The organism is Pelagibacterium luteolum (assembly GCF_900100665.1).
Lineage (GTDB): Bacteria > Pseudomonadota > Alphaproteobacteria > Rhizobiales > Devosiaceae > Pelagibacterium > Pelagibacterium luteolum.
The window spans coordinates 42,387-62,662 of sequence record NZ_FNCS01000017.1 but is presented as its reverse complement, the minus strand read 5'-3'; the positions used below and the strand labels follow the sequence as shown (position 1 = coordinate 62,662).

General features: G+C 63.1%; 24 protein-coding genes. 9 read left to right on the top strand and 15 right to left on the bottom strand.

Annotated elements, in window-relative coordinates; translation table 11 throughout:
- Window positions 1-187 precede the first annotated feature (187 nt).
- Window positions 188-871: an ArsR/SmtB family transcription factor gene (locus BLR31_RS17875; protein WP_090598493.1), complete on the bottom strand. Its 684-nt coding sequence runs from the start codon at window positions 869-871 to the stop codon at window positions 188-190.
- 72 nt (window positions 872-943) lie between these two features.
- On the opposite strand from BLR31_RS17875, the gene BLR31_RS17870 reads away from it, so the two are divergent.
- Window positions 944-1,267, top strand: a complete 324-nt coding sequence (locus BLR31_RS17870; RefSeq protein WP_090598491.1) for an NIPSNAP family protein — start codon at window positions 944-946, stop codon at window positions 1,265-1,267.
- Entirely contained in the window at window positions 1,264-1,620 is a 357-nt protein-coding gene (locus BLR31_RS17865) for an antibiotic biosynthesis monooxygenase family protein (protein WP_090598490.1), read from the top strand. The genes BLR31_RS17870 and BLR31_RS17865 overlap by 4 nt, the downstream gene beginning before the upstream one ends.
- 342 nt (window positions 1,621-1,962) lie before the next feature.
- On the opposite strand, the gene BLR31_RS17860 is transcribed toward BLR31_RS17865, so the two are convergent.
- From BLR31_RS17860 to BLR31_RS17810, 11 genes are all read right to left on the bottom strand, one after another.
- Window positions 1,963-2,412, bottom strand: a complete 450-nt coding sequence (locus BLR31_RS17860) for a hypothetical protein (protein WP_090598487.1) — start codon at window positions 2,410-2,412, stop codon at window positions 1,963-1,965.
- Window positions 2,413-3,108: 696 nt separating this feature from the next.
- Window positions 3,109-4,821: a SulP family inorganic anion transporter gene (locus tag BLR31_RS17855; RefSeq protein WP_090598485.1), complete on the bottom strand. Its 1,713-nt coding sequence runs from the start codon at window positions 4,819-4,821 to the stop codon at window positions 3,109-3,111.
- A 24-nt stretch (window positions 4,822-4,845) separates the two neighbouring features.
- The gene (locus tag BLR31_RS17850) at window positions 4,846-5,172 is read right to left on the bottom strand and encodes a protein tyrosine phosphatase family protein (protein WP_090598482.1); all 327 of its coding nucleotides are present in this window, start codon (window positions 5,170-5,172) and stop codon (window positions 4,846-4,848) included.
- Window positions 5,173-5,201: 29 nt separating this feature from the next.
- A complete protein-coding gene (locus BLR31_RS17845) occupies window positions 5,202-5,651 on the bottom strand; it encodes a YeeE/YedE family protein (RefSeq protein ID WP_090598480.1) in 450 nt (149 codons plus the stop codon).
- Window positions 5,651-6,079, bottom strand: coding sequence for a YeeE/YedE family protein (locus BLR31_RS17840; protein WP_090598478.1), 429 nt, complete (start codon window positions 6,077-6,079; stop codon window positions 5,651-5,653). The genes BLR31_RS17845 and BLR31_RS17840 overlap by 1 nt, the downstream gene beginning before the upstream one ends.
- Window positions 6,076-6,297, bottom strand: coding sequence for a YgaP family membrane protein (locus BLR31_RS17835; RefSeq protein ID WP_090598516.1), 222 nt, complete (start codon window positions 6,295-6,297; stop codon window positions 6,076-6,078). Before BLR31_RS17835 ends, BLR31_RS17840 begins: the two co-directional genes overlap by 4 nt.
- A gap of 2 nt (window positions 6,298-6,299) precedes the next feature.
- Entirely contained in the window at window positions 6,300-6,638 is a 339-nt protein-coding gene (locus tag BLR31_RS17830) for an ArsR/SmtB family transcription factor (RefSeq protein ID WP_244505128.1), read from the bottom strand.
- Between the two features lie 2 nt (window positions 6,639-6,640).
- Complete coding sequence (locus BLR31_RS17825; RefSeq protein ID WP_090598512.1) at window positions 6,641-7,522, bottom strand: MBL fold metallo-hydrolase; 882 nt, start codon at window positions 7,520-7,522, stop codon at window positions 6,641-6,643.
- 167 nt (window positions 7,523-7,689) lie between these two features.
- A complete protein-coding gene (locus tag BLR31_RS17820) occupies window positions 7,690-8,715 on the bottom strand; it encodes a L,D-transpeptidase family protein (RefSeq protein ID WP_090598475.1) in 1,026 nt (341 codons plus the stop codon).
- 54 nt (window positions 8,716-8,769) lie between these two features.
- Window positions 8,770-9,972 carry an MFS transporter gene (locus BLR31_RS17815; protein ID WP_090598473.1) on the bottom strand — a complete coding sequence of 401 codons (1,203 nt, stop codon included), beginning with the start codon at window positions 9,970-9,972 and terminating at the stop codon, window positions 8,770-8,772.
- Window positions 9,973-10,001: 29 nt separating this feature from the next.
- Window positions 10,002-10,619, bottom strand: a complete 618-nt coding sequence (locus BLR31_RS17810) for a L,D-transpeptidase (RefSeq protein ID WP_090598509.1) — start codon at window positions 10,617-10,619, stop codon at window positions 10,002-10,004.
- Window positions 10,620-10,822: 203 nt separating this feature from the next.
- Between BLR31_RS17810 and BLR31_RS17805 the strand changes: the two genes are divergently transcribed.
- Both BLR31_RS17805 and BLR31_RS17800 read left to right on the top strand, forming a co-directional pair.
- On the top strand, window positions 10,823-11,485 hold the full coding sequence (locus tag BLR31_RS17805) for a response regulator (protein WP_090598471.1): 663 nt from the start codon (window positions 10,823-10,825) through the stop codon (window positions 11,483-11,485).
- Complete coding sequence (locus BLR31_RS17800; RefSeq protein WP_090598469.1) at window positions 11,485-12,846, top strand: ATP-binding protein; 1,362 nt, start codon at window positions 11,485-11,487, stop codon at window positions 12,844-12,846. Before BLR31_RS17805 ends, BLR31_RS17800 begins: the two co-directional genes overlap by 1 nt.
- Here the strand turns inward: BLR31_RS17800 and BLR31_RS17795 are convergent.
- Window positions 12,843-13,538 (bottom strand): type 1 glutamine amidotransferase domain-containing protein, encoded by a 696-nt coding sequence (locus BLR31_RS17795; RefSeq protein WP_090598467.1) that lies wholly within the window; start codon window positions 13,536-13,538, stop codon window positions 12,843-12,845. The two genes, BLR31_RS17800 and BLR31_RS17795, sit on opposite strands and share 4 nt — an antisense overlap.
- A gap of 175 nt (window positions 13,539-13,713) precedes the next feature.
- Between BLR31_RS17795 and BLR31_RS17790 the strand changes: the two genes are divergently transcribed.
- The 3 genes from BLR31_RS17790 to lnt all read left to right on the top strand — a co-directional run bounded on the left by BLR31_RS17790 (window position 13,714) and on the right by lnt (window position 17,326).
- Window positions 13,714-14,607 carry an AraC family transcriptional regulator gene (locus BLR31_RS17790; protein WP_090598466.1) on the top strand — a complete coding sequence of 298 codons (894 nt, stop codon included), beginning with the start codon at window positions 13,714-13,716 and terminating at the stop codon, window positions 14,605-14,607.
- Window positions 14,608-14,970: 363 nt separating this feature from the next.
- Window positions 14,971-15,728, top strand: a protein-coding gene (locus BLR31_RS17780; RefSeq protein WP_425287269.1) for an IS5 family transposase whose coding sequence is annotated in 2 segments (ribosomal slippage) — window positions 14,971-15,307 and window positions 15,307-15,728 — 759 coding nt in all. Because the reading frame shifts where the segments join, the coding sequence is not laid out codon by codon here.
- Between the two features lie 35 nt (window positions 15,729-15,763).
- Window positions 15,764-17,326: an apolipoprotein N-acyltransferase gene (lnt, locus tag BLR31_RS17775; protein WP_090598464.1), complete on the top strand. Its 1,563-nt coding sequence runs from the start codon at window positions 15,764-15,766 to the stop codon at window positions 17,324-17,326.
- Between the two features lie 44 nt (window positions 17,327-17,370).
- Here lnt and BLR31_RS17770 read toward each other — a convergent pair whose 3' ends face one another.
- Together BLR31_RS17770 and BLR31_RS17765 are read right to left on the bottom strand one after the other, a co-directional pair.
- Entirely contained in the window at window positions 17,371-18,009 is a 639-nt protein-coding gene (locus BLR31_RS17770) for a LysE family translocator (RefSeq protein WP_090598463.1), read from the bottom strand.
- Between the two features lie 85 nt (window positions 18,010-18,094).
- Window positions 18,095-18,811 (bottom strand): L,D-transpeptidase, encoded by a 717-nt coding sequence (locus BLR31_RS17765; protein ID WP_244505126.1) that lies wholly within the window; start codon window positions 18,809-18,811, stop codon window positions 18,095-18,097.
- A 215-nt stretch (window positions 18,812-19,026) separates the two neighbouring features.
- Between BLR31_RS17765 and BLR31_RS17760 the strand changes: the two genes are divergently transcribed.
- Window positions 19,027-19,566, top strand: a complete 540-nt coding sequence (locus tag BLR31_RS17760; protein WP_176762742.1) for a thioredoxin family protein — start codon at window positions 19,027-19,029, stop codon at window positions 19,564-19,566.
- Window positions 19,567-19,585: 19 nt separating this feature from the next.
- A complete protein-coding gene (locus BLR31_RS17755; protein WP_090598461.1) occupies window positions 19,586-20,203 on the top strand; it encodes an SAM-dependent methyltransferase in 618 nt (205 codons plus the stop codon).
- Window positions 20,204-20,276: the final 73 nt, after the last annotated feature.

Here is a 20,276-nt window from a genome sequence, read left to right as displayed (position 1 = left end):
GTTCGAAATAGGGATGCCAACGATAGTGAATTTCCCGCTCTTCCCCGACATGGGCAGAATGAACGGGCGATGGCCGGCACCCGAAAACCTTCACCTTTGCGGTCATCACAGCCTTCTCTGCGCTTGCCGAAAAGCAGACACGTAGTGGTGCTAGCGATGGGGCTTCAATTTGTCCGCCGAACCCCTTTCAGCCTCGGGCGGCCAACTCATCAAAGCGCACTTTACCATTCGGACTGAACGCCACGATGCGGGTTTTCGTATCGCGCTTGGCCCAGCCCAGTTCTTCGATGCGAACAAGCATCGCCCGCCCCAGGCTTCCTGCCAGATGCGAGCGCCGCTCGCTCCAGTCAAGGCATTGGCGGCACAAGGCGGATCGTTGCGCCTTTAGCGCATCAAGGTCGATCCCGAAGTCCCGAACGAAACCCGCGCCCGCAGTCGTGAGTTCAACTTCCTCCCCATTCAGCCGCAATAACTGCCGCGTGATCATGCTCTCGTAGAGCCGCGTCCCCATTTCCCCTGCGAGGTGATTGTAGCAGACCCGTGCCTCCCTCAGCGCAGCGTTCCGAGGGCCGGGCCTGGAGCGCAGGTGGCCAGCATTCGCCGCAAGTCCCATCAGTGCCTCGAGCGTATGCGCGACCTCGTCGCTTGCCAGTGAGAAATACTTGTGCCGCCCCTGTTTGCGCGGGCGCAACAGGTTGCCCTTCTCAAGCTTGCTCAGATGGGAACTCGCGGTCTGAAGCGTAATGCCGGCTTCTTGCGCAAGCTCGCTGGCCGTCAGGGCTTTGCCGACCATCAGCGCCGTCAGCATGTTCGCGCGCGCCGGATCGCCAATCAGGCTGGCAATATGTGAGATGTCCGGACCTTCTTTCATGGTTCGATCATAATCGAAGCATTCGCCTCGAGCAATCGGCTAGGGGTTTCGCAGCACAAACAGGAGAACACCATGCTGACCTGCGTGATCCGCTACGAGATCGATCCGACGAAGAAGGAGGCTTTCGCCCGGTATGCCCGAAACTGGGGTCAGGCAATTCCGCGATGTGGGGCCGATCTGATCGGCTACTTCGCTCCCCATGAAGGGTCGAGCACACTGGCCTATGGCATCTATCAGGTGGCGAGCCTGGCCGACTACGAAGCCTATCGCGCACGACTTGCCGCCGATCCCATCGGCCGCGAGAACTACGAATTCGCCAAGTCCGAAAAATTTCTGCTGCGCGAGGACAGGACATTCCTGAAGCTGGTCTCCGCACCCCACGGAGAGCCGGGATGATAGCCGTCATTTTCGAGGTTGTTCCCAATGAAGGCCAACACGATCGATACCTCGACACTGCGGCGGCGCTACGCCCGGTGCTCGAACAGATCGACGGGTTCATTTCCGTTGAGCGATTTCAGAGTCTCTCTGATCCCCAGAAAATCCTGTCGCTGTCGTTCTTCAGGGATGAGGATGCAGCGCAGCGCTGGCGCGCTACAGAAGAGCATCGTGCGGCCCAGGCCCTTGGACGGGGCGGTGTCTTCGCCGACTACCGGCTGCGGGTGGCGCACGTGGTGCGGAGCTATAGTCTGAATGAGCGTGCCGGAGCGCCGATCGACTCTCTTCGGTACCATGACATGCAGGCAAGATGAGTCGGGCATTATGAAGAGCCCCACACCTAAGGCTGTCTTGGCCCAGCCGGTTGGAAACCTGCCCGACCGCTTTCCACCCCGATCTAGTGTTAGTCATCGGCTGCCGCGAACTGGCGGCAATCGACCCCATTGTGGTCATTTAACTCTGCCATCAGCCATGTTGGAAGCTGCCGTACGAGGTTTGCGCGTGGCCCCTGCGCTCGATTGACATGCTCTGGAATCTCCGTTCGCTACCTAGCTAAACGCAATTCCTTTTCAGCGAGCCAAAAAGCTCAGGTTTGGACCTCAAAGGCGCCGGTCTAGGAGGCCGCCGCGCAAATATTCCCGCCGGAAGTTTTGGCTTTATTGGGCGGTTTCCAGGCAATCGCCTTCTGGACGAAAAACGTATCTGACAAGTAAGCGGTGCCGCACGCGCACCACCTCCACGAGCGTCAAATGCTCGGTGGGGTCCCAAAAAACCTTTTGTGCAAAGGAGTCTTCCGGAACAGCACCATAACGTCTCGTGAGTTTCTCGATCGTCTCAGCGAACAAAACATTCAGTACATCCTCGCCCAGCTCCGCACTGACACCGAGGACCCGACACACGCCCAGCCGTTCTGATGCGATCACCAGGTACTCCTCGAAGTTGGGATTTGGCTCAGGTGGTATGACGTCAAAATGATATGTCGATGACGGCTCGCCAACTATCTGAAGTTCAGCAATTGGTTCGCCGCCTTTGAAGCCAAATCCTTCGGCCAAGGCAGAGTTAGAAACGACTGCTGCTACAAACAATACAAAAGTCTGCAAATTCATATTATGACGCTCCGCCGCGCTACCAGATTACGTCCTCTAGCTATGTCATGATAGCCAAGACCTGCAGTATCGCTAAAAACGCGTAATGCACAACTAGGCTCCAGCCGAGCACCGTATTGTCTTCAAATGGAAACGAAAAAAACCGGAAGCGACGACCAGTGTAAATAACTTCCCTCGCTATTTCACCATACAGCGACATGCATGCGTAGGGAACGCCCAACAATGCTAAGCCCAAATGTACCCGTTCTTAAGCTTATCAATCTATTTTGGGTTTGATTTACTTCATACAATTGCGGCATGATCGGCTTCTATAAAGCCGAATATGACGGTCATACACCTAAGCCGCAAGTACCGCATCGCACTGCTCGAAACCGCGGTTGATTGCTACAAGCTGCCAGTCCGCTTACCACCCCATAGGTGCCATTCGCTCGTGCCTAAATTTAGAGGGCTATAGCGTAGACATAGTTGTCATCTTCGACCGGGGCGGCGCGCCAATTACTCTTACAACTCAGTTTAACCGCACCGTTGCGAAACGTTGACCTCGCAACGGCTTAGGTCGACTGGCCGCTCCGGCGCGGGGTAGCCAGTCAATGTCGAGAGGTCTGCCTGCAATTCAGGTGGAGGACGCCGCTTGTTTCAGGCCGTTGGATTCAACGATGTGGCGCCCCGTTATTGCAGCGAAAGGTGTACGCTGCGCTATTGAGGGCGCAGACACAATGATGCCTCGTGCTGGCTCAGGAATACACGACCGTTCAGGTGTCTCAGGAAGTCGGTCGCCTTGAGCCGGTCCATCACCGGACCCTTCACCTCCGAGAGGTGCAGGCCGATGCCGACTTCGGTCAGCCGGTGGTTGATCTCCTCAAGGCTTTCGAGCGCCGAGGCGTCGATCGCATTGACGGCAGAGCACATCAGGATCACGTGCTTCAGCTCGGTCCGTTCGGCAACGAGCGCGGCAATCCTGTCCTCCAGATAGCGCGAATTGGCGAAGTAGAGGCTCTCGTCGATCCGGATCGACAGCACCTCCGGGCTGGTCAGCACCGCGTGCCGCTCCACGTTGCGATAGTGCTCGGTCTCCGGCACCTGCCCGACCACGGCAATGTGCGGCATGCTGGTGCGGTAGAGGTGAAGCAGCAGCGATAGCAGCACGCCGGCGACAATGCCGAGTTCGACGCCCCAGCCGAGCGTCACGAGGATCGTTGCCGCCATGGCGGCGAAGTCCGACTTCGAATAGGCGTAAACGCGCCGGATCGCGCCGAGATCGACCAGCGAGAGCACCGCCACGATGATGGTTGCCGCGAGTGTTGCCTGCGGCAGGCTGGCGAGCAGCGGCGTCAGGAACAGCGCCGCCAGCGCGATGCCGGCGGCGGTGAAGATTCCGGCAGCGGGCGTCTGCGCGCCCGCGTCGAAGTTCACCACCGAACGGGCGAAACCGCCGGTGACGGGATATCCTGACGAGAGGCCCGCCGCGATGTTGGCCGCGCCGAGGCCGATCAGCTCCCGGTTGGGGTCGATGCGCTGGCGGCGTCTGGCGGCGAGCGTCTGCGCCACCGACACGGACTCCACGAAGCCGACGATGGAGATCAGGAAGGCCGGCCCGACGAGCGTCGCCAGAAGATCCAGCGAGAGCGCAGGAACGCCGAAGGCCGGAAGTCCCTGCGGGATCGCGCCGACCAGCGCCACCCCGCGCGCGCCGAGGTCCAGCGCTTCCGCTGCGGCAATGGTCACGGCGACGGCGGCGATAGGGGCGGCCCTTGCGATCATGTCGGCGAGCCGCCCCGGCACGCGCGACGCGACGAGAAGGCGCTTCAGGTGCTTGCGCGTTAGGAACAGGAAGGCCAGCACCCCCGCGCCGATGGCCAGCGTAGCGATGTTGACATTGCCGATCTCACCCGCCAGCGACATGACGATCGCCGGCAATGTATCGCCATGGCCCGGCACGCCGAGGATATGGCGGAGCTGGCCGGCGGCGATGAGGATGCCCGATGCGGTGATGAAGCCCGATATGACCGGATGGGAGAGAAAGTTGGCCAGGAAGCCGAGCCGGAAGATGCCCATCGCGACGAGCATGACGCCCGAAAGCAGCGCGAGCGCGATGGCCGCGACCAGATAGCCGGCGCTGCCCGCGGCGGCGATCTGGCCGACCGCCGAGGCCGTCATCAGCGAGACGACGGCGACCGGGCCCACCGCAAGGGTGCGGCTGGTGCCGAAGAAGGCATAGGCGACCAGCGGCAGGATCGAGGCGTAGAGCCCGACTTCCGGCGGCAGGCCGGCAAGCATGGCGTAGGCCAGCGACTGCGGGATGAGCATGATCGTGACGATCACCGCCGCCAGCAGGTCGCTTGTCAGGATATGCCGGTCGTAGGCGCGCCCCCAGTTCAGAATGGGAAGATATCGCGACAGGGGCTGCATGGGTACTCTCGGTTCTGTGTGCGTTCAGTCGTTCAGTGCGGCGTGGATCTTCTGCGACCTTGCGCCGGAGCGGCAGTAGCCGAGGATTTTTCCGTCCACGCCGGCCATGGCGTTCCGCAGGGCGTCAACCTGGGCGCCGGTCGGTGCGCCGGTCATCGGTATATGGACGGCCGAAATGCCCGCCTTGCTGGCTGCTTCCGCGATCTCGGCGAAAGCAGGCTGGCCGGCGTCCTCGCCGTCGGGCCGGTTGCAGACGATGAGTCGGTAGCCCTCGGCCGCCAACGCTTCGACCTGCTCAGGTCGTATCTGGCCGGTGGTCGAAAAGCAGTCGTCGATTTGCTTGATATCCATTCCTGTATTCCTTGCGAACGCCCACATCGTCACGACGCGGCCTTTTGAACACCGGGCGAGCGCGACATCGCCTGCCGCGCGGCGCGGGTGATGGCGATGCCGGCGATCATGGCCGCGACGAAGATCGCGGCATCGGTCTGCATGATGCCGAGAGCCGGGATGGAGCCGCCCGGGCAAAAGCCGGCGATGCCCCAACCGATACCGAAGACGGCCGAGCCGGCGAGCAGCGGCATGTCGATGTCTTTGCGCGTCGGCAGATGGAACTGGCGGTCGAACAGCGGCCGCGGGCTCTTCAGGACGAAGCGGTAGCCGATTGCCGTCACGATGAGCGCGCCGCCCATCACGAAGGCGAGCGAGGGGTCCCATGTCCCGGCGATGTCGAAGAAGTTGAGCACCTTTGCCGGGTTGATCATGCCGGAAAGTGCGATGCCCGTGCCGAAGACGAGACCGGTCAGAAGAGCGAGAAAGAGCGCGGGCATCAGAAGCCCCCGAAGATGTAGCGGATGACGAAGACGGTTGCGGCGGTCGCGACCATGAAGACGCCGGTGGCGGCCAGCGAGCGGTTCGAGAACCGGGCAACTCCGCAGACGCCGTGGCCCGAGGTGCAGCCTGAACCGAGATTGACGCCGATGCCGACGATCAGCCCGCCAGCAACCAGCCAGGGCAGAGGCGTGTTGCTCTCGAACGGGATCGTGACGCCCATGAGCGAGACGAGGAGCATCGGCGCCGCGATGGCGCCGATGAGGAAGGCGACTTGCCAGCCGCGTTCGGACGAGGACGGCAGCACGGCGCCGGCCAGGATGCCGGACAGGCCGGCCACGCGGCCCTGAAAGGCCATCAGCATGACGGCCGCGACGCCGATCAGCGCGCCGCCGAACAGGGAAAGCAAGGGTGTGAACTCGGTCATCGCGACGTCTCCTTCGACGTGCTGAGGTTGAAGAGGCGGTAGGCGGGGCAGAACCGGATGGCGCCTGTCGCGACGAGGACGAGGCCGACGAGAACCGCGCCCCAGGTCCACGTCGGGCTCGCGAACAGCGCCCAGCCGGTGACGAAGGGCGCAGCTATCAGGAAGAACCCGAGAATGACCCGGACGATGCGGTCAGGCGTTCCCACGTTGAAGGTCACGGTCATTCTCCCGATGTTGAGTCCTGCGGTTTGCAGAACAGCGCGTGCATGGTGTGCATGAAGGTTTCGACGCGGGGATCGGCGAGCCGGTAGAAGACCTGCTTGCCTTCTTTCCGGCCCACGATCAGTCCAGCGTCGCGAAGCTCGGCGATTTGCTGGGAAAGGCCGGGCTGGCGGATACCCAAAGCATCCTCCAGCTCGCGGACCGACCGCTCGCCTTCCACGAGGGTGCAGGCGATGAGCAGCCGGTCCGGGTTGGACAGCTTCTTGAGGAAGGCCGACGCCTCGTCGACCTTCGCCTTCATGTCCGCGGTTTCGGGTGAGAGCGTCATCGTTTCCATGGTCAGTCCCATGCGGCTCCCTCGAGGAGGTTGAGCGGGATCTTGATGTAGCGGCGGCCGTTCGTTTCCGGTTCGGGAAGGCGTCCGGCATTCGTGTTGACCTGAAGCGCATGCAGGATCAGCTTGGGCATGGCGAGCGTCCGGTCGCGCGCCTCGCGGGCCGCGACGAACTCCGCCTCGGTCTTGTGGACCGACATGTGGGTGTTCTTCGCCTTCTGCTCGGCGACGGTGGATTCCCACTTCGGCTCACGCCCGCCCGGTTGGTAGTCGTGGCCGGTGAAGACGCGCGTCTCGTCAGGAAGCGACAGGATGTCTTGAATGGAACTCCAAAGCACACGAGCGCTGCCGCCGGGGAAGTCGGCGCGCGCGGTGCCGGAATCGGGCATGAACAGCGTGTCGTGAACGAAGGCCGCATCGCCGATCACATAGGTGATGGAGGCGAGCGTATGGCCCGGCGAGAGCATCACCCTGGCCGGAATGTTGCCGACACTGAAGGTCTCGCCATCAGCGAACAGCTTGTCCCATTGCGAGCCGTCGGCGGGAAAGTCGGGCCAGTTGTAAAAGCCCTTCCACAGCTTCTGGACGTCCGTCACCTTCTCGCCGATCGCCGTCGGCGCTCCGGTCTTTTCCTTCAGGTAGGCGGCGGCCGAGAAATGGTCGGCATGCGGATGCGTATCGAGAATCCATTCGACCTCGTAGCCCTTGTCGACGACGAACTTCAGGATGTTGTCTGCATGAATCGTCGCGGTCGCACCCGACTTTTCGTCATAGTCGAGCACCGGATCGACGATGGCGCATTTCTTCGTCTCGGGATCGGCGACGACATACTGGATGGACCATGTGCGCTTGTCGAAGAAGCCGGTCACTTCAGGCTGTTGGGGCATTGCGGTGTCCTCTGATGGTTTCGGATAGGCCAGCCATCCACGTATCGAACAGATAAGTTCGATTGCGATATTTTGCAATCGTTATTTTGCAAATGTAATAGGCTCGAATAGCGTCCCGCCGCCTTGCCTTCAAGACCGATGGACGCTCGGCGCGCACCGGATGGCGATCAGCCGGCGTCGCCCCTTTCGACCACGAGCTTCAGGTTGCCGTGCTCGTCTGTGATTTCCCGAGGACGCAGCTTCGCAACGAATGACGGATGCATGCTGCCGTCGCGGCCGCTCCTGACCGGGGCCGTCTCCACGCCTTGCGCGACGAGCTCGTTGAAGCGTCGATCGTCCTTGCGCCGCTTCTCATCAATGGCGCGCGCGCTGTTGACCGTCAAACCGCCGTCCACGCAACTCTCCTGCACACCGGCGTTCATGGCGGCCGGGCCACTCGAAGGCGATACGACATTGAAAACGTAGCGCCCCTCGCAGACGCCAACGCGCGGCTCCAGGCGCGTCACCTCGAAATGATCGTTCCCCTCTTTCAACATCTGCCAATACGCCAGATGCGGATTGTCGCGGCGCCGGGCCAGATTGTCCGGCGTCATTCGAAACGGGTAGGCTTGCACCTGAAACGACCGCTGCCCGGCGGCGAAGGCTTCGCGGGCAAGCGCGTAGATTTCGAGGATTTGCGCGTCGGTCATCGCATAGCAGCCGCTCGACGAGCAGTCGCCATGCACCATGAGATGCGTCCCGGTGCGCCCATGGGCGCGGTCGAATGCGTTGGGAAAGCCGAGATTGAAGGAAAGGAAGAATTCCGAGTTCGGGTTCATCTGTGCCGGGGTGATGTCGTAGAAGCCTTCCGGCGTCTGACGGTCGCCTTCCACGATCTTCGGCCCGAGATCGCCGGACCATTTGCAGACGGGATAGGTTTTGAGGAGCGCGTATTTGCCGGCCCGGTCCTGCTTCCAGACTTCGAGTTCGCATTCGACCTTGAACACGCGCATCAGGATCGGAGCTTCCCGGTCCATGTTCAGCGCGGCCATCCGGGTACGCAGACGGCGCGGGAGGGGCGCGTTCGCCTTGGCGTTGACGCTACTCAGAACGTCGGTTTGACAGCCCGCGAGCGCAGTCACGCCCACCAGGGCGGCGGATTGCGCGAATGCCTGCAACAGGCGGCGGCGACCGATCGATCTGGCTGGATTCACGTCTTCTCCCCGATTTTCCGACGCGGAGACGAAGCTTCCAGCCTTAAGGCAGCCTTAAGGGGAAGAGACGCTCGCCCTGCCGGTGTTTGCAGCCTGCCACACCAGCGGGACGAGGATCAGCGCGACGGCAGGGAAGATCAGCCAGTTGATGGTCTGCCAGCCGGAGGCGTGGAGGAGCGTCCCGGAGAAGAACGAGGCGGCAGCCACGGTGCCGAAGACGAGGAAATCGTTGGCACCCTGCGCTTTGCCGCGCTCTTGCGGCGTATGGCAATCCGTGATCATCGCCGTCGCGCCGATGAAACCGAAGTTCCAGCCGAGGCCGAGCAGGATCAGCGACACCCAGAAATGGGCAAGTTCGAGCCCCGCGAGCGCAACTGCGGCCGATACGCCGATCAGGAACAGACCCACCGCCGTCACGCGCTCCTTGCCGAAGCGCGCCATGAGGTGGCCGGTGACGAAGCTCGGCGCGAACATGGCCAGCACATGCCACTGGATGCCGAGAGCGGCGTGATCGATCGAATGGCCATGGCCGACCATAGCGATCGGGGCGGCCGTCATCACGAACACCATAAGCCCGTAGGAGACGACGCCAGCCGCGACCGCCAGCATGTAGCGCGGCATCGTGAGTATCTGCATCAGCGGCCGGCCCGTGTCGCGCGTCCCCTCGGCTTGCCTCGCGGCCTTGGGTGCCCGCAGAAGCATCAGGACCGGAATCGCCATCAGGGCGAGCGCGGCCTGGGAGAGGAAGCTGCCGGCATAGGGTGTGCCGGGAAAGGCGTCGCGGGTCCAGATGACAAGTTGTGGCCCGATGATCGCCGCGACGAGACCGCCGATCATCACCCAGGAGATGGCCTTGGCCTTGAGCGCGCCTTCGGCCGCGTCAGTCGCGGCGAACCGGTAGCTCTGCACATAGGCGGCATAGAAGCCGGCCGTGAAGGTGCCGAGGCAGAAGACAAGGAACGAGGCCGTGAAGATGCCGAGCGCAGCGACGAGCCCCGCCGTGATGCCGAAGCCGGCGCCGAGCAGATAGCCGCTGCGACGGCCGAAGCGGCGCATCACATAGGCTGCCGGCAGCGTGCCCATGGCGAGGCCGAGATTGAACAGGCTGACCGGGAGGGTGATCAGCGCCGGATCGGAAGAAAGCTGTTGGCCGACCAGCCCTCCCAGAGAGATGATGATGGGCGGGCTCGCCGCGCCCAGCGCCTGGGCCGTGGTGAGAACGAGGATGTTGTGTCGGGCAAGGGGCTGGTCGGTCATGGATAGGTTTGTGTTGGCATAGCGTCGCGTTACAGGACCACCATCTTCGCTCCGGGCTGAACGCGGTCGTGAAGGTCGATGATATCCTGATTCAGGAGGCGGATGCAGCCGGCCGAGACGGATCGCCCGATGGACGACGGATCGTTCGTGCCGTGGACGCGGTAGTAGGTGTCGACGCCGTTCTGATGCATGTAGAGTGCTCGCGCGCCCATCGGATTGCCGGGGCCTCCGTCAACGCCGTCGGCATAGCGAGCATATTGGCCGGGACTGCGCTCGATCATGCTGGGCGTTGGAATCCAGCGCGGCCATGCTGCCTTACGGGCGATTTCCGCTTCACCGCCGGGAAAAGCGCGCGCGATCGGCCCGACGCCGACCGCATAGCGGATCGCCTTTCCGCGGGGTAGGACGAAATAGAGGTATCGCGAGGTCTGATCGACGACGATCGTTCCGGGCGCCTCGCGTGTTGGGTAGTCGACGACCTGGCGCACATGGTCAGGGTTCATCCCGGCCGCATCGACACCGGCGATCGCGAAGTTCCCATCCCGCGCCGGTGCGTACATGGTCTCGGGTGACTCCGTCACAGGGCGGAAGGCGTTGAGCGAGGATGGCAGGGTCGACGCGGCGCCGACCTGCGGAGACGGGGCCATCGCGCTCTGTTCGGACCCGGTTGTCGAGCAGGCCGAAAGAGCCAGCGCGGATACGGCCGCGACTGACGCGGCGAAGGTTGAACGGAAAGTCGGCAAGCAAGCCCCCAGGAAAATAGTCGATATCGATTCGCGGATCGGTCCCTTTCCTTAAGGCTGCCTTAAGCCTTCGGTACAATCGCTTCGTCGAATTGCGAGTGAGGTCCATGCGGGTTCTGATTGTCGAAGATGACGCCGTTTTGCGGGACGGTCTGAGGGTGGGCCTCGCGATCGGCGGGTTCAACGCTGATGCCGTGGAAAGCTGCGAGGAGGCCGAGGCCGTGCTGAAGAACCACGAGTTCGACGCGATGGTCCTCGACCTGATGCTTCCCGACGGGTCCGGGCTCGACGTGCTGAAATCCCTGCGCGAGCGTCGCGACACGACGCCGGTTCTACTTCTGACGGCACGCGACAGGGTTGCCGACCGCATCCAGGGCCTCGATGCGGGTGCGGACGACTATCTGGGAAAGCCATTCGATCTCGATGAGGTCGCCGCCCGCCTGCGGGCGCTCGTGCGGCGCGCCTCGGGCCGACCGAGTTCACTCCTTGAATGGCGTGGCCTGCGTCTCGATCCCGCAACGCAGCAAGTCGAGCTTGGGGGCGAACCTGTCCGTGTTTCTCGGCGCGAGTATGCGATCCTGCATGCGCTGATGATCCATCCCGGTCAGATCCTTTCGCGAGGCCAGATCGAGGAGAAGCTTTACGGCTGGCAGGAGGAGGTCGAGAGCAACGCCGTCGAGGTCCATATCCATCATCTGCGAAGCAAGCTCGGCCCCGGCATGATCCAGACGGTGCGGGGCATCGGCTATCGTCTCGGGGAGGAGCCGTGATGCCCTCGATCTCGAAACGGCTATTCCTCATCCTCGCGCTGACGACCGGGCTCGTCTGGCTCTCGGCCGTGGTCTGGATCTTTCTGTCCACGCGAGCGGAGGTCGAACGAGTTCTGGACGCGCGCCTGATGGAAGCGGGCCGCATGGTCTCTTCGCTGATCGTCAGCCAGGAGATCCAGGTCGATCCGACGCAGACGATCACCGCTGATCTACCGCTGCGTCCGCACACCGAATACGACCGCCAGCTCTCCTGCCAGATATGGTCGCTGCAAGGCACGCTTATCGGGAGGTCGGACGGTGCACCCGACGAGGAACTCTCCGAGCACGCTGACGGATTCTCTGAGACCGTGATTGATGGCGAGCGGTGGCGCGTTTACGCCGTCACCAACGCCGATCTCGGCGTTCGTGTCCTCGTCGGTGACAATCTGAGGATACGTGACGGGCTGGTGAACGACGTCATCCGGGGCCTTCTCCTCCCGGCCATGCTGATCCTCCCGATCCTGGCGTTGATGATCTGGCTGAGCGTGAGGCGCGGCCTGGAACCGCTACGAAAAATCGCCGGGAACCTGGAAGCGCGGCACGCCTCGGACCTTCGCCCGATCGAGGACGTCGAGACCGCAAAGGAGATCGTGCCCGTCCTGCAATCGCTGAACGGCCTCTTCGCACGCGTTGACGGCCTTCGCGAACGCGAACGCAACTTCACCGCTTTCGCCGCCCACGAGTTGCGCACACCGCTCGCGGGGCTGAAGACGCAGGCGCAGGTGGCGCTCGCAAGTGGCGACCACGCGATCCGGGACCAGGCGCTGCGCCAGATCGTCGTCGGCGTCGACCGGACCGGGCGGCTGGTCCGGCAGTTGCTCGACATGTCGGCCGTCGAAGCGCTCGATCAGGCCGAGCGCAGCGGCTTCGTTCGGGTTGGTGCCATTCTCGGGGCGCTGGCGGACGACCTCGCCGATACGTCGAGGGGCGTGACGGTCGAGGTATCGCCAGAACTCGACGACATCGAGCTGGCGATCGAACCGGAGCTGTTCCGGCTCGCCGCCCGCAACCTGATGGAGAATGCGGTGAACCATTCGCCGCCGGGCGGCATCGTCAGATGCCGGGCCGCCACCCGTTCCGAAGAAGGTCGCATCATCATCGAGGATGACGGTCCCGGCATCCCCGACGAGGAGTTGCCGCGCGTGACCGAGCGCTTCTTCCGGGGCCGCAACAAGGCCCCGGTGGGAAGCGGTCTCGGTCTTGCGATCGTCGAGCTTGCACTCGGGCGAAGCGGCTGGCGCCTGCGCCTTCAAAACCGCGTTTCGGGCGGCCTCAGCGCCACTATTGGAGAGATGACGCCGGCCGGGAATGCCGCCCGCTAGCGGAGGGCCGCGATCACGGCGTCGGCCAGTGGCGCCGTCGATGCGGGGTTCTGCCCGGAAAGAAGGTTCCGGTCCTCGACCACATAGGCGCCCCACTTGGGACCCTGCTCGTATTTCGCCCCGGACTTGCGAAGCGTGTCAGCGAGGAGCCACGGCGCGTTGTCCGCCGTCCCGAGCTCGACTTCCTCATCGTCGCTGAAGGCCGTCATCCTGCGGCCCGCGAAGAGCCACTTACCATTCTCGTCCTTCGCCGCGAGCAGCGCACCCTGGCCGTGGCAGACGGGCGCAATGATCTTCGAGGCGCGATCGGCTTCGGTTAGAATACGGCCGACGTCCGCATCCTTGTAGAGGTCCTCGACCGGACCATGCCCACCAGGAATGACGATGGCGTCATACTGGCTTGCGCTCAGGTCGGCGAGGACCAGCGGCTTCCCGAAGCGACCGGCGACCTTGCCGAAATAGGCGTTGAAGTGGTCGACATTCTCCTGTCCGACGACGTCGGGGTTCATGCTGTGCGGGTCGACCGTGGGGGCGACGCCTCCGGGCGTTGCGATATCGACGTCGAACCCGGCGCCGATGAGCTTTTCGTCCATCACGACGAATTCCTCGGCCCATACGCCGCTCTCGTAAGGTGAACCGTCAGCGCGCGTCCATGTGTCCGCTGCTGAAAGAATGATGAGGATGTTGGGCATCGATCGTCTCCTTGGATGTTTCCGTGTGCACGCATCATGTCCGGTCTGGTCCGGACTGATGGTGCTCGCAGTGTTGCCTCATCAAACCGATCGATGTTGCCCGAAGCTCTCTTGTTCTTGCCTATTCCTCCGACCACCATTGAGGCATCGCACTTCATGATCTAGAACAAAGCCCATGACCCACGGCTTACTGGATATCGTTCGACGTTTTGGCGAGAGGCACGCCAATGGCACCGGCGTTGCCCAAACGCCCATTTCTTGCCTGACCGTCATCCGAGAGACCGCGCCGACTGCGTTGCAGTACGCGATCAACCGACCGCTCGTCGCTCTGGTGCTTCAAGGCAGCAAGCGCGTCACGATGGGAAGCAGGACGTTCGACTTCGGCGCAGGCGAGTCTCTTCTGATCTCTGCCGATGTGCCGACTGTCAGCCAGATCACTCGTGCCAGCACTGGCACTCCCTATCTGGCGCTCGTCGTTGACCTTGACCTCGCATTGATCGAGGGCCTCGTCATGGAAATGGGGTTCTCACCGTTTGTCGCGGGCGCGCCGGTTCGTGTCGATCCGACCGAAACAGAAGTGACTGACGCGGCGCTGCGCCTGATGCGACTGCTCGATCGACCGGCATCGATGCCCATTCTCCAGTCTTCACTGACAAGGGAGTTGCATTACTGGCTGCTCTCCGGTCGACATGGCGGCGCGATCCGCGCCCTTGGCGTCATCGACAGCCACGCGCAGCGCATCACGCGCGCGGTCTCCCTCATTCGCGAAAACTTCGCCCAACCTTTAAGGGTCGACGATCTGGCACGGGTCGCGAGGATGAGCGTGTCGTCGTTCCACGAGCATTTCCGGGCGATCACCTCGCTGTCGCCGCTGCAATTCCAGAAGCAGCTCAGGCTGATCGAGGCCCGTCGCCTGATGCTGGCGGAAGGGGAAATGATCAGCAACGCCGCATACTCCGTCGGGTATGAGAGCGTCTCGCAGTTCACCCGGGAGTATGGTCGATTGTTCAGTTCGCCACCCGCCCGCGACATCAAGGCGGCGAAGACACGTATGCAGCCGGCCGCCTGAAAGACTGATCGAACTCACCGTTGCCTGCCGGCTGCCACGATGGCGCATGGCCGGCATCGTGCAAACACGCGTGGACGTTCGCGCGGCGCGGCGTCACGCCGCCTTGATGGGGTTCCTTACGACCTTGTTATTGATCAGGTCGGTGTTTGCGTGGATTCCTTTCATGAGGACGCGACGCTCCGGGCGCTCGGGATCGTGATCCGCGGCGTTTCGACAAGGGGTTACGACGACTACAGCAAGCCAGGCGGCGCGTCTTAAATGCGCTAAGCTCGCCTTAAGCTAGGACCAATCCACATTCAGGATTCCGTTTGGCTTTGAGTTCTGAATCAATCCGTCGCGGATTTTGTGATTCGGAGCGGCTTGATGGGCGTGAAGCGTTATGAACTGAGCGAGGCACAGTGGAGCCGCATTGCTCCTCTGCTGCCGGGCAAAGTCGGCGATCCGGGGCGCAGCGCCGCCGACAACCGCTTGTTCGTGAACGGGGTTTTGTGGGTTCTGCGCTCGGGCGCCTTCTGGCAGCACCTGCCGGAACGCTACGGCAAATGGAAGAGTGTGCATGCCCGCTTCACGCGATGGGCCAAGGCCGGCGTGTGGGAGAAGGTCTTCGCCGAACTGATCAAGGATCGCGACAACAAGTACCTGATGCTCGACACCACCCTGGTGCGCGTCCACCAACAGGCGGCCGCCGGAAAAGGGGGGCCAAAACTCAGGCGTTGGGGCGTTCCCGAGGCGGATTGACCACCAAGGTCCACATGCTGTGCGACACGCTCGGCCGGCCGCTGCGGTTCATGCTCACCGCAGGCCAGCGACACGACAACTTGACAGCAAAAGCCCTGCTCGAAGGCTTCCGGGCCGAGGCCGTGCTGGCCGACAGGGCCTATGACAACAACGCCTTGCGTCAGACCATCGCCGGCATGAACGCCGAAGCGGTCATACCCTCCACGCGCTCCCGTAAGGTCCCGATCCCGCACGACACGGTCATCTACAGGCTGCGCAACCGCATCGAACGCTGCTTCAACAGGCTCAAGCACTTCCGTCGCTTCGCAACACGATACGACCGCCGCGCAGAATACTTCCTCGCCTTCGTCCACATCGCAGCAATCTGCCTATGGCTCCGTTGAATGTCGATTCGTCCTAGCCGGCCGAACGGGCGCGTATGGATGACCGTTCAGCATCACAGCCCGCAGTCTGTCACCAGACAGCGCCTCGTTCGCGCGCAGGCGCTCTGCGCTTCTCCTGGCGGTCCCGCCTGGCATATTTCGGGCTGGGCATCCTGTGCGCAGCAGGCTTCGCGCCATTCGACTTCTGGCCAGCGGCGATTGTGGGTCTGGTCATGCTTGTGAAGTCTGCCGGCCGTGCGCCGTCGTGGCGGCCGGTAGGCCAAATGGGGTGGTGGTTTGGCCTTGGGCTCGGGCTGGCAACCTTTCCATGGCTCGCGCACGCCTTCAGCTTCCAGAGCGCGATGCCCTACTGGCTCGGTTGGGCGGCCGTCGCGGCCCTTGCGGCCTACACCGCGCTTTACTGGGCAGTTAGCCTCGGCCTTGCCCACGCACTTACACGCTCCGCACCGCCTGCCATCTTTGCGATTCACGCCGCCGCCCTCTTCGTGATGGCCGAATGGCTGCGAGGATGGCTGCTGACGGGCTTTCCATGGAACCCGCTTGCTGCCATCTGGATACCTGTCCCCGAAGTCGCGCAGACCGCGTCGGTGATTGGCGCCTTTGGTCTTTCCGGCCTTACTATGCTCGTCGTGGGCATGGCGGCTGCGGCAGCACGCCGAGATGGACTGGCCCCACTGTTCGCAAGCCTTCTCGGCAGCGCTATTCTCGTGTCAGCGACCCAGACTGCCGCACCACTCGACACGCAGGTTCGGATCAGTCTCGTTCAGGCGAACATCGATCAATCGGAAAAATGGCTTCCCGGGGAGGCCGAGCGTCAGCTTGGGAGATACATCGCTCTGACGCGCGATGAAGATGTCGCCGGGCCGCGCCTCGTCTTCTGGCCGGAAACAGCAATTCTGCTTCCGCTCGATGCCAATCCGGCTTTGCAGCGTGCGGCGGTCGCCGGACTGGGTCCTGACGATCTGCTGTTCACGGGCGCGGTGGGAGACGCACCGGACTTTCAGCATACGAACAGCGTGTTCGTTCTGGACGCTGCGGGAAGCATTCTGGCGCGATATGACAAGGCTCACCTCGTGCCGTTCGGGGAGTATTTGCCCTTCGCCGCGGTCCTCGAGCGGTTCGGCGCTGCGCGGCTGGTTCCGGGGGCCGCCGATTTCGTTGCTGGCCCGGGTCCGGCCACGGTGGAGTTAGAAGGGCTGAAGGTCGGCGTGGCGATCTGCTACGAGGTCGTGTTTCCCGCGAGCGTGGTCGACAGCGCGGATCGGCCCGCCTTCCTGTTCAATCCGTCCAACGATGCATGGTTTGGATGGGGCGGCCCTGAGCAACATCTTGCGCAGGCCAGGCTGCGCGCGATCGAGGAGGGCCTGCCGGTCATCCGCGCGACGCCGACAGGACACACGGCTGTCATCCGCTCCGATGGCAGCATCGCCGCCGGCCTGCCGGCCGGTCGCGCGGCACGTCTGGACACCTATCTCCCGACCGCGTCCGAGCCGACGCTGTTCGCCGTCTGGGGTAATGCCATTCCGCTCGGGGCAAGCTTCATGCTGCTGGTGGCGGGATTGGCAGTGCGTCGTTCGACAGGCGGATCGAAGAACTGACCGGACATGACCGCCGATGTGGTCGGGACGGATTCCCGCCTCGCTTATCGGGCGCGCGCATCCATCGTCAGAAGACGCATGCCAAGTCCGATCAGGATCGCGCCCGTCACCCGCTCCTGCCACAGGGTGAAACGCGGCCAGCGTGCGAGAGAACGGCCGAGAGCACCGGCGGAGAGGGCGATCGTCGTCTCGACCGCCAGCGCCACGAGTTTCAGGGTCAGGCCGAGCATCGCGAATTGAAGCATCACCGAGCCCTGCTCGGGCTTCACGAACTGCGGCAGGAAGGCGAGCAAAAAGACAAGCACCTTCGGATGCGTCAGGCTCGCCATTAAGCCGTCGTTGAGCGCGACAAGGTAGTGGGGCGCGCCGGCCGCACCCCCTGTCGGGCTGTACCCGGCCGCACTCCAGATCAGCTTGATGCCCCGCCAGATCAGGTAGGCGGCGCCTGCGTATCGCAAGAGATCGAACGCCAGCGGCGAGGAAGCGAAGACCGAGGCAATCCCAAGCGCCAGAAGCGGGATCTGGATGAGACCGGCGAGCGTGAAGCCGAGGGCGGTGAACCACGCCGACTTCCAGCCATGCCCGATGCCCCGGCTGATCAGAAGAGCCATATCAGGCCCGGGCGTCACGCTGAGAATGAACGCTGCCGCAATGAACGCTGTGAGGGTTGCTGGATCGGGCATGGCAACTACCCGGCCAATGCTGGTGGAAGCGGCCGCCGGCAGGGAGCGTCAAGGCAATGATGCGCTCCCTGCTTGCATGACATGACTAAGCGACCAGGAGATGCTGCATGGACGGGTCCGCAATCACCACAATCGGGCTGCCGTCGCGAACGTTCGCGGCGAGATGGATGACGTCCTGATTGATCATGCGGATGCAGCCTGAAGAGACGGCCTGGCCGATCGTCCAGAATTCCGGGTTTCCGTGGATGCGGTAGATCGTGTCGCGGTTGCCTTCATGGATATAGAGGGCACGTGCGCCGAGCGGGTTTTGCAGCCCCGGGTCCATGCCGCCATTGTCGATCGAGTAGGGTTCTAGCTCGGGCTGGCGCGCCACCATCTCGTTGGGCGGATTCCAGCGCGGCCATTCGCGCTTGTAGGCGATATGCCGTCCCCGACCGGCCCAGGAGAAGCCGTCGCGGCCGACGCCGACGCCGTACCGGTCCGCACGGCCGTTCGCCCGGACGTGGTAGAGGTAGCGGTTCGGCGTATCGACGATGACGGTGCCGACGCGTTCGTCGGTCGGATAGTCGATTTCCGTGCGCCACCATTTCTGGTCGACCTTGGACACGTCCACTTCCGGGATGGGGAAAGCCTCGTTCGGCATGGCATAGTACATGGGAGGCGTTGGCGGCGGCGGTGGCGGCGCGACCGGTTGCGCCATCTGGGGCGTCTGCCTCGTGGAAACGCAGCCGGCAAGGGTCAGCGCACTGGCGCCGATCAGGAAAGCGCGGCGCGCGATTGCGGGTGTGTGGAGCTTACTCACGTCTCATACGCTCTCTAAAGTGAGATCAGGAAAACCGCAGGCGGCAATGCGCACCTTAAGGGCACCTTAAGAACCGCCGTTCGGGAAAGTCGGCGAAGAAATTTCGCGCACAGTGTTCGCACTCGGTGGTGCCATGCGTCCCGATCCTTAAGCCGGCCTTAAGCATCGGTCGATTTTTGGCCAAGCCGAGACTGAAGATAAGGATGCGGATGCGAATGCCAGCTTCGACCAGAAACGCCGCGACATCGCGGGCAAGCACCCAAATCGGTCTCGTCGAGAACCGCGACAGCAAGAACAATCGCTTGAGCCGCCGTACGCTTTTGCTCGGCGGACTTGTGGTTTCCGCAGCATTTCTCGCGGCTTCTGTCTGTCCGGCGTCTGCCAGTTCGGCAGCGATGGCCACCGATGTCGTGACATTCCGGCAGAAGCTGGACGAGGTCGCGCGGTCACGTCGCTTCGCCCTGATCGACATCCGCGCCGACTGGTGCACGGTGTGCCACCGGATCGAGCGCGAAATCCTCACACATCCCTCCGTTCTCCAGCACCTCCAGGCGGTTCCCCTTGTCAAGGTCGACGTGACGGCGATGGACGAAGGCAATCGCGAGTTGCTCGCTCACCTTCGGGCGAGCGGTCCGCCCACGTTCTTCATCGTGGATGCCGCGACCGGTCAGGAGTACGATCGCACGCGTTCCGTCGGATCGTTTAGCCGGCGCGATCTCGTGCGGCGATTGCGGCCATTCGCCCAGGCAGTCTGAATAAGGGGATGCGAGGAGGATGAACCATTGGGACGAGCGCTACCAGGGCGAGGACTATCTGTTCGGGCGTGAGCCCAACGCGTTCCTCGCTCGTGAGGCGCATCGCCTCGAAGCCGGTCGTCGTGTCCTGGCGGTTGCCGATGGCGAGGGCCGAAACGGCGTCTTCCTCGCCAGGCACGGCCTGCGCGTTCATGCGATCGACGCTTCGGCCGTGGCGCTGGAGAAGAGCGAAAGGCTGGCACGCGAGGCGGGCGTGGGGATCGAACTCGAGCTCGCCGATCTCGGTACGTGGCATTGGCCGAGCGAGACCTACGACTGCGTCGTCGCGATCTTTATCCAGTTCGCCGATCCGGCCATGAGGGCGCAGCTCTTCGAGAACATGAAGCAAGCTGTGAGGCCGGGCGGTCTGATCCTCTTGCAGGGCTATCGGCCGGAACAGGTCGACCTCGGCACCGGCGGCCCGCCGCAGCGCGATCACATGTATACGCGGCCACTCCTTCTCGATGCGTTCGCTGGATTCGAGATCCTTCATCTCGAAGAGCACGACACGGTGATCCACGAGGGCCGCGGCCATGACGGTCTTTCGGCGCTGATCGATCTCGTTGCCCGCCGTCCCGTTTCCGCGATCGATCACTGAGCATCGCGTAGACCTTTAAGGCTGGCTTAAGGTGAGAGGTGCGTGCGGGTCCGACGATTCACGGAGGACCGCA